The organism is Microcystis sp. M31BS1 (assembly GCF_020245285.1).
GTDB classification, from domain to species: Bacteria; Cyanobacteriota; Cyanobacteriia; order Cyanobacteriales; family Microcystaceae; genus Microcystis; species Microcystis panniformis.
Genome location: NZ_JADBVE010000380.1, coordinates 1 through 8,465 on the forward strand (window position 1 = coordinate 1; position 8,465 = coordinate 8,465).

6 protein-coding genes and 1 pseudogene are annotated in these 8,465 nt (G+C 43.4%); 2 read left to right on the plus strand and 5 right to left on the minus strand.

Going from position 1 to position 8,465, the window contains the following annotated elements:
• Positions 1–419 precede the first annotated feature (419 nt).
• Positions 420–2,441 (plus strand): formylglycine-generating enzyme family protein, encoded by a 2,022-nt coding sequence (locus IM509_RS21225; RefSeq protein ID WP_052277894.1) that lies wholly within the window; start codon positions 420–422, stop codon positions 2,439–2,441.
• A 222-nt stretch (positions 2,442–2,663) separates the two neighbouring features.
• Here the strand turns inward: IM509_RS21225 and IM509_RS21230 are convergent, their stop codons facing one another.
• The 5 genes from IM509_RS21230 to IM509_RS21250 all read right to left on the minus strand — a co-directional run bounded on the left by IM509_RS21230 (position 2,664) and on the right by IM509_RS21250 (position 8,079).
• A complete protein-coding gene (locus tag IM509_RS21230; RefSeq protein ID WP_185238095.1) occupies positions 2,664–4,001 on the minus strand; it encodes a DUF4335 domain-containing protein in 1,338 nt (445 codons plus the stop codon).
• 595 nt (positions 4,002–4,596) lie between these two features.
• Positions 4,597–5,955 carry a thioredoxin-disulfide reductase gene (gene trxB / locus IM509_RS21235; RefSeq protein ID WP_052275975.1) on the minus strand — a complete coding sequence of 453 codons (1,359 nt, stop codon included), beginning with the start codon at positions 5,953–5,955 and terminating at the stop codon, positions 4,597–4,599.
• An 88-nt stretch (positions 5,956–6,043) separates the two neighbouring features.
• Positions 6,044–6,814: an HAD family hydrolase gene (locus tag IM509_RS21240; RefSeq protein WP_052275976.1), complete on the minus strand. Its 771-nt coding sequence runs from the start codon at positions 6,812–6,814 to the stop codon at positions 6,044–6,046.
• A 73-nt stretch (positions 6,815–6,887) separates the two neighbouring features.
• The gene (locus tag IM509_RS21245) at positions 6,888–7,121 is read right to left on the minus strand and encodes a hypothetical protein (protein WP_072926160.1); all 234 of its coding nucleotides are present in this window, start codon (positions 7,119–7,121) and stop codon (positions 6,888–6,890) included.
• 13 nt (positions 7,122–7,134) lie between these two features.
• Positions 7,135–8,079, minus strand: coding sequence for a lipase family protein (locus tag IM509_RS21250; protein WP_260441163.1), 945 nt, complete (start codon positions 8,077–8,079; stop codon positions 7,135–7,137).
• A 126-nt stretch (positions 8,080–8,205) separates the two neighbouring features.
• Between IM509_RS21250 and IM509_RS21255 the strand changes: the two are divergent.
• Positions 8,206–8,465 (plus strand): annotated as a pseudogene (locus IM509_RS21255) (IS1 family transposase); the annotation flags it as partial.

Genomic DNA, 8,465 nt, shown 5'->3' on the forward strand with positions numbered 1-8,465 from the left:
CAATTGTCTATCTTTTGGTATTAACCTGTTTGTGCCTTAAGTCCTTCCCTGTATGGATTTCAGCTACTTTTGAGCGTAGGCGCTCTCATCGAATTTTATTTTAAGTTAATTATTTGCATAACAATTCCCGAAGAGCCCAAAATTCTCGATCGCTTTGTCCTTTGTCCGAATCAGCTTATACAGTTTTGGCTCTTCTGGTTTCTGTGTGGAAACGAGGTCTATACTGATAGAATATCCGCAAAATAGCCCTAAAAGTCTTGCCCAATAAGCATTTCACGACTCCATAAGCAAAAATTATCACACAAAGTCGAGAAGAGCCAAGTTTTTTCCCAAAAAGTCAGTTAATAATTACAATCAGAGAAGTCGTAATCATCGATAGGTGTGGACATGAAAACACTACAGTATGAGGAGTTAGTCTAATGGATGCGGTAATGATCGAGCAAATTGTTGTTGGTATCTCCCGGGTGGCACTGAAGCTGATGGAGCGCCTTCTATCTAATGATGATCAAGCATCTCGTCATGGTGCCTCCGTAGTGGAAAATAATAGCGAAGTCAAAAAAGCCGAGTTATCTTACTACAAAAAAAAGCTGGAACTCGATAATCAATCCCTACAACTGCAAAGAAAACAACGCCAATTCGCACTTGAATTGGCGTTGCACCAATTCAAGTGCAAATTGGTGCAACAAGAAACAGATAATGAAATCCCTAGGGAAAGAATCGGTTTAGAAAATCTTTCTCTTGAATTGAAAGAAATCAAAATCGCCATCCAAAAAGAACAACGTAACCTGAGTTATCTACGGCAAGAACTACTAAGAGAACAGCAAGAAAAAGAAATTGAGTTAAAGCTGCAAGAAATTCAAGCTGAGTGGGACAAAGATACATGGTTATCGCAGTTGAGTCGCTTTGAAACCGAGCAGATTCTCAAGAAATACCAACAAACTCTCTTGATATTAGCCTGTTTACCCAGTGTAGCGAGCGATCGCTCCCTAGCTGCCATGAGGAAGTTAGATTTCAAGCTAGAGATGCGAAAGGTGAGTTCTTTTCTTGCGGATTACTATTCAGTTAATGATCAACTATATCCCGTTAAATTTTTTGGAGATTATTTCAAGCAACCAATCGAGGAAATCGAAATCGAACGGTTACATAGTTTGTTGTCCTGCGTACCTGTATATATAATCTATACAGACATTCGATCGGATGCCGTGACCTTTCGAGTTGCCTCTTGGAAAATGCAGGATAAGCAAGCGATGTCTTTCTCACCGATCGAATGGAATTGGCGAGAAGTAGAACGGGAATTATTAAAGGCAGGAAAAACCGAAGATGAAATCCTCTTGATTATTAGAGCGGTAATTATCAAAATTCACCAAATTCTCTTGGCTTTTTATATCGATATTTATTATCTAAATCTCGATCCCTACTACGAAGTCCGCTTACCGAATATCGAGATCGAAAAAGAGTTAATTCAACCCTATAGCGATCTTCTTAAAGCCAAGCAAAAGAAAGTTCGAGAAGCCTACGAACAGCAATTAGCAAGACGATTTGAGGAAGAAAAAGAGCGAGAGGAAAATAAGCGGGGAGTAGAAGAGGAAGATTGTAGTCAGGAGGAGGAAAAAGGGAAAGAATTCTCCTTCGAGATCATCACCGTTGATCCCAGAGGGAATATAATCAAACCTCGCCTGGGAAAAGGTTTTCAAAAGAGCGAAAACCTCGGCAATAATATCGACCTAGAAATAGTCTATATCCCTGGCGGTACTTTCCTCATGGGATCGCCCGATGGTGAGGGGCATAACTACGAAAAACCGCAGCATCGAGTCACCGTTCCCTCTTTCTACATGGGCAAATATCCCATTACCCAAGAGCAATGGCGAATCATCGCATCTCAGGCGAAAATCGACATCGACCTATCCCTCGACCCCTCGTACTTCAAGGGAAATAATCGACCGGTAGAGTGTGTGAACTGGTATCAAGCCGTAGAATTCTGTAAACGGCTATCCAAGCTTACTCAGAAAGATTATCATCTCCCCAGCGAGGCACAGTGGGAATACGCTTGTCGCGCAGGAACGACCACTCCTTTTGCTTTCGGGGCTACCCTCTCCACCGAAATAGCGAACTATCACGGAAACTATACCTACGCCGACGGTAAAAAGGGTACTTATCGACAACAAACCACTCCCGTCGGGCAGTTTCCCCCCAACGCTTTCGGACTTTACGATATGCACGGGCAAGTCTGGGAATGGTGCGCGGACGATTGGCACGATAGCTATACCGGAGCGCCAGAGGACGGGTCGGCGTGGATTACTGAGAATAATAATCGTTCTCTATTACGGGGCGGTTCTTGGTACGGCAATCCAGGTCTCTGTCGTTCCGCTTTCCGCAGCTTCTTCGCTAGGCGCGTCAGCACCTACCACTACTACGGTTTTCGTGTGGTGTGCGGGTGCTAGGAGGACTCCGTAACCCTTTTACCATAGCGGAACATTGAGCGAAAATTTGGGTTGAAAACCCCGTCGTTCTACGACGGCTTTTCTTAATCTCTAATAGAGCATCTGATACCATTTTTCCTTATTCTTGGCAGGTATCTTACCCCCCTGAGGGGTTGGGGGGTCTTGCCTCTTGCCCGTTGCCTCGTCTCAACAAGCAATTTCAACCCGCGAGCAGCTTACAGCCTATTGCTGTTCCATAAAGGTCCGCACCGTACCATCAGAACCAAGAACTAGACGCAATTGAGGATTACCAGAGATATCGAGGGGAGAAACGAAAGGTTGATTGAGCAGGGGCATATTAGTGCGATCGAGATAGATTTTCGCCGCCTGTCCCAGGGGAATAATCTGTTTTAGGGAACCATCCTGATTTAAGACCAAACGGTACTCTAGAGTATGCTTAAGACTTTCCGGGGGTTGCCAACGGGACTGAAAATATTCTCTGGTTTCTGCCACTTGGGGAATTGTATCTAGTAAGTTCGTCTCTGGGGCTTTAGCGGTACTTGTGGGCGGTTTGGGGTCTAAATTGACATTTTCGGGGTTAACAGGGCTTAGAGGCGGTAAATTGGGCAATTTTGGCGGTGCTGGAGTCGGATTCATTGTGGTAGGGGGAATATTTGCTAGTTCATTTGTACCCTGAGCGCTGGTGACGGGGGGGGCAGTAATCGGGATGTTCTGATTATTCGGTTCAATTATGATCGCCGTGCCGCCGGGAAGCGAACCTGTGACTGGTGGCGGCGGTAAAGTGGACGGCGGAATCACTAGGGGGACGCTAGAGGGGCGAACTGGGGCTGGAACGGTTGCCACGGGCGGCGGTGGCGGTAAAGGGGTTTTATTGCCCAAATTTGCTGGTAACTGCGGGTTTGGGGCGGCTGTTCCCGTGGGGGGTAAAGGCAGCGTTGGCAAGGGTTGGGGAATCCTGGCGCTATTGGGATCGGTGGTTAAATCATTGTTGGTTAGTTCTTGCTGTTGATAAAATGCGATCGCTATTCCCCCGATAGTTATTAGGGCTGAGGCGGTTAATCCCGTCCAGATCAGGGCATTTTTTCGAGTTTTCTGGCGAATTAAAGGGGGTATTAGGGGGCTTTCATGGTTATATTCCCCTAAAGCATTGGCTAGATCGAATAATTGCGATGTGGTTAATTCAATCTCCTGTTTATCTCGATCGGTTAGCAGGGAACCCAAAAATAATTGATGCTGGAGAAGTCCCTGACAATGGAGAGAGGGTAAGGAGGGAAGATGACTTTCGGGGGAACTACTAGCCACGAAAGAGAGGCTAGAAACGGGACTAGAGAGTAAATTCTGCACATAATTAGCGACAATTTCCCCTAGGAGTTGTAATTGTGTGCGATCGCCTTTGATTGTCACCTGTTTTTCCTCACTCAATCTAGGATCATCAAAGCGCAATTGAAAGTGGGCATCGTTTAAGACGTTTTTACCTAGCCAAACCGCTAGAGGCGAACTATTTCCCCAAATTTCTAGGGTACAGGTGGGGGGTGTATATTTGCGAATTAGATTACTCATTTTTAGTTATCGGTGGGAATTATAAATTATGAATTATGAATTATGAATTATGAACTGGGGAGCTTTTTTTCAGTGATCAGTGATCAGTGATCAGTGATCAGTAAACAGTGAACTGAAAACTTACATCTGATACCATTTTTCTTTATTCTTGGCAGGTATCTTACCCCCCCTTGCCCCCCAACCCCCCCGATGTCGGGGGGGCAGGGGGGGTGGGGGGTTAGGGCGATTAACCATCTCTGCCATTACTTATGAAAAATGGTGGCTCTTCTGGTTTCTGTGTGGAAACGAGGTCTATACTGATAGTTTATTCCGCCAAATAGCACTAAAAGTCTTGCCTGATAAGCATTTCACGATTCCATAAGCAAAAATTATCACACAAAGTCGAGAAGAGCCAAATGGTATGATAAGTAGTCATGCAAAATTAATTATCTGCCCGATCGAGCTAAAACCCTTACGGGGCAATGATCGTCATGTGTAAATAATTTTGCCTAGGTACTTAACTGATAACTGATCACTGATAACTGATCACTGATCACTGATAACTGATAACTGATAACTGATAACTGATTATTGATAACTGATAACTGATAACTGATTATTGATAACTCTCAATTACTTGACGAAAATCGCTTTTTTGTTTGACTCCGCGCATTTCCTTCACTAATTCCCGGTCCTTAAAGAATTGTACCGTGGGAGTCCCGGTTACTTGACCCATTTTGGCGATTTCTGGGTCAGCTTCGATGTCAATTTCCACAAAATAAATTTTGCCATCGTACTCATCGACCACTTTATCTAAAATCGGTTTCAGGGTTTTACAGGGGCCACAGGTGGGAGAAACATATTTTACCATTAACAAGCGATCGCCGTCGTGGAATAATTTCCGCAAAGCATAACCCCCAACGTGACGGGTTTTGTGAATATCAAAAGTCTCCTCCGTATCGGCCGGGGTTTCGCTAACGGTTTTTGTCTCGTAATGTTCAGAAGTTGCCGATTGACGGTATTCTTGGATTAAATTATGCTCCGATAACCATCTTTCTGCCAATAACGCCGCCATACACCCCGTACCTGCGGCAGTGATGGCCTGACGGTATTCGTGGTCCTGCACGTCTCCTGCGGCAAAAACCCCCTCGACGCTGGTAGCAACAGTCCCCGGTTTGACTTTTACATAACCCACCTCGTCTAATTCTAATTGTCCTTGGAAGAGGGAAGTATTGGGAGTGTGACCGATGGCATAAAATAACCCTCTAACGGCTAATTCACTGATTTCTCCCGTTTGCGAGTTTTTAATGCGTAATCCTGCCATTTTACTGCCTGTACCGAACACATCCACCGCTTGGGTGTGAAAATGAACGGTAACTTTCGGATTATTTAACACCCGGTCCTGCATTGCTTTCGAGGCACGCATCGCTTCCCCGCGAATTAATAAATGGACGTGGGAGCCGTATTTAGTTAAATATACGGCTTCTTCTGCCGCCGAGTCACCGCCACCAATGACAGCCAGGTTTTCCTCTCTAAATATCGGTGTAGCACCGTCACAGATAGCACAAGCGGAAATCCCGTTACTCCAGAATTGGGCCTCGCTGGGTAATCCTAAACGTTTAGCGGTGGCTCCCGTGGCGATAATAATACTATTGGCCTTCACTTCCCGGTCCGTGGAACGAATGATAAAAGGACGCTGACTTAAATCCACCGAGATAACATCTTCGGTATAGCATTGGGTCCCCCATCTTTCGGCCTGTTCCTTCATTCTTTCCATCAGCTTCGGACCGGTGATTCCTTCGGGAAAACCGGGGAAATTTTCTACTTCTGTGGTGGTCATCAATTGTCCCCCCGGAATACCTCCCGCTTGGAAACCCTCAAACATCAAGGGTTTTAAGTTCGCACGCGCCGCATAAATCGCCGCCGTATATCCCGCGGGTCCCGAACCAATAATGACTAAATTCTCGACAGTCATAACCGTAAATGCAACTCATAACGACTACGCTTTTTAGTATAGCAGCATCAGTTATCAGTTATCTGTGTAATATTTTTCGTCACTAACTCTACCAGTGGGTAAAGTCTGCCGCAAATTGAGATAGGGATAAAAGCTTAATGCGGGTATCTTGAGCAACTTTTTGGCGCATTTGAGCCGTATTATATCCCCAATCGGCTAAATATAAGCCCACATCGTTTAAATCTGCTTGTTGCTCCACTAATTCCAACGCATCGAGACGATCCTCGACAAACCACAAATTAGCGGGGGATTCCGGTAAATCAGCCAGTATTTGCTGAATAGTCAGGTATTTCGGCTGTTTAATTTCCTTGCCAATTAATCTCGCTGCCGGAAAATTAATTGCTACTTTTTGTAACAATCGCTTGACAAAACGGCTTTCTTTTGTAGTGATAATATAAACCAAAAAATCCGAGTCTAAAAGAGAGGCCAGGCGATCGATCGCGGGTTGATAAAATTGATGTAAGGCTAACCAAGACTCTAGATCCGACTCAATCCATCGATCCCTAAGACGATCGAGGGCATTTGAGAGAGCTTTTTTCGCTATTTTCTCCCTTTCTAGCAGATTTTGCCGAATTGACGGCCAATTATTTAAAGCTTCCCCGTCGGGAATACCGAGAACAAGCGATCGCAACAGTAAAGGCATTTCCCAACCGGTTTCGATAACGGGACGAAGTTGCGAAAACCTCGGGAAAAAATCCTCGGGAATTATTTCCGGCCAAAGGGTTTCATAGGTGCGTTTGCTAATCTGAAAATACTCGATCATGCCATCACAAAGAACACCATCAAAATCGAGTGCTAGAATGCGGGGGGATTGATTCATAAATGCTGGTTTAATCTCAATAATGGCAGTATAGCGCAGGGAAAATTAAAAAATTGTCTGGTACATCATGCTATTAGCTATTCTTTGCTTCATCGTTGACATAACATAGCTGTCTGATGATTTCTGTAACAGAATTTTTCAATCCCTCTACATGAATCCAACCCACATATACAGCATATACAATATTTTGATGATTGTCCTGTATATAAAAATGATGGACACGATATAAATCTGAGCTTAAATAAATATAACCACTGGCATCTTTGAATTTACCTTCTAGTAATATTTTTTCTTTTAAAGGTTTCATTTTTACCACATCTTTAGTCACTCCAGATATTTGGTATTCTTTCTATGGCAAGATCAACACAAGTGTTATTACTGTAACTATTACCCTGATTATAATCCTGCTGATTAAAATAAATTGTCTCTACGATATTTTTAGCCACTTTATCTGATGCTAGATAATAGGTATGAGCATTAAGGGAATTTAAGACAACGGCAGCAATTTCTACAGAATCAAAAATATTGCCAGTCGCTTCTAGATAATAATCGCTCATTAAAATCTTGGATACATCGGTTATACAATCAAAAAGAGGACGAATTGGATAAGCGATAATATCGGAGGAATTGATCAGATTATTCCAGAGCAAACGCTGACTTTGATGCTGGCTAATAAACTTTTCAATTTGATTGGTATCAATGCCTAAAGTTAAATTCAAAAATGGGATCGGTGAACCCATTGTTGTTACACTAGATAGGGAAAGTTTGCCCCGTTCTTTACCGATAAGGTCACGAATTTCATGAGCGGGATCCTGAGGGTCAAAACGCTCGGAAAATAACAGATCCCAAAGGATTACAGTACCTAAAGAATGGGCGACTATATGTAATTCGGTTTCCTGGGGATAAGCTTGAACAAGATCGATTAATTGATCGGCAATAATGCGGCGAATTTGGTTTCCTCGATCGCTGCCTAAATAGCTAAATGCGTCACCGATAAAATAAGATAAATACTCTTTTCTAAAATTTTGATAGCGAAAGGATTGCTCGGGATTAAAATTACTATTTTTCTGTTTTTGTGTCTGTAATTCTTGATCAATATCTCGCCATAATTTTTCGGTTCCTTTGAGAACATTTCCCCAAAATCCCGCATAACAGTAGGGAATCGCCCGATTTTTGCGTTTACATTCTTCTTCAATTAGTTTAATTAATTTATTGGCATAACTAGCATCTCTTGTGGCCACTCCGTGAATAAAGTAAATAAGCATAATAGATTTATCTCAATAAGCGTTGCTCGGAATATCTCACCTTCTTAATATATCCTTCTAGCTTCTAAAACCCCAAACCCCACACCCTGCCTCCAGGAAAAGCTTTTTGCCGCAAACCCTATGCGCGGAGATAGGAGTCGTCAATCAGCCAAAAAACTTTGGGGCCAGTTTACCCGGTGTTTACCGACAATGTGCGGTTGCTTACACAGACTTTTGGGAGTCCTATAAGACAGTAATTCCCAGTAAACGTCATCGACCGGTCGGAAAAGAAACTGGTCAAACTAATCCTATTGAAAGATTAAATAATACCTTTCGACAAAGGATTTCTCGGCTGGTGAGAGAGAGTCTATCTTTCTCTAAAAAAATGGAGAATCACGTTGGGGAAC

What these genes read in the sequence shown, in the direction of transcription:
- IM509_RS21230 (WP_185238095.1), bottom strand. Translation starts at nt 4,001, where the DNA reads ATGAGTAATCTAATTCGCAAATATACACCCCCCACCTGTACCCTAGAA.
- trxB (WP_052275975.1), bottom strand. Translation starts at nt 5,955, where the DNA reads ATGACTGTCGAGAATTTAGTCATTATTGGTTCGGGACCCGCGGGATAT.
- IM509_RS21245 (WP_072926160.1), bottom strand. Translation starts at nt 7,121, where the DNA reads ATGAAACCTTTAAAAGAAAAAATATTACTAGAAGGTAAATTCAAAGAT.
- IM509_RS21225 (WP_052277894.1), top strand. Translation starts at nt 420, where the DNA reads ATGGATGCGGTAATGATCGAGCAAATTGTTGTTGGTATCTCCCGGGTG.
- IM509_RS21240 (WP_052275976.1), bottom strand. Translation starts at nt 6,814, where the DNA reads ATGAATCAATCCCCCCGCATTCTAGCACTCGATTTTGATGGTGTTCTT.
- IM509_RS21250 (WP_260441163.1), bottom strand. Translation starts at nt 8,079, where the DNA reads ATGCTTATTTACTTTATTCACGGAGTGGCCACAAGAGATGCTAGTTAT.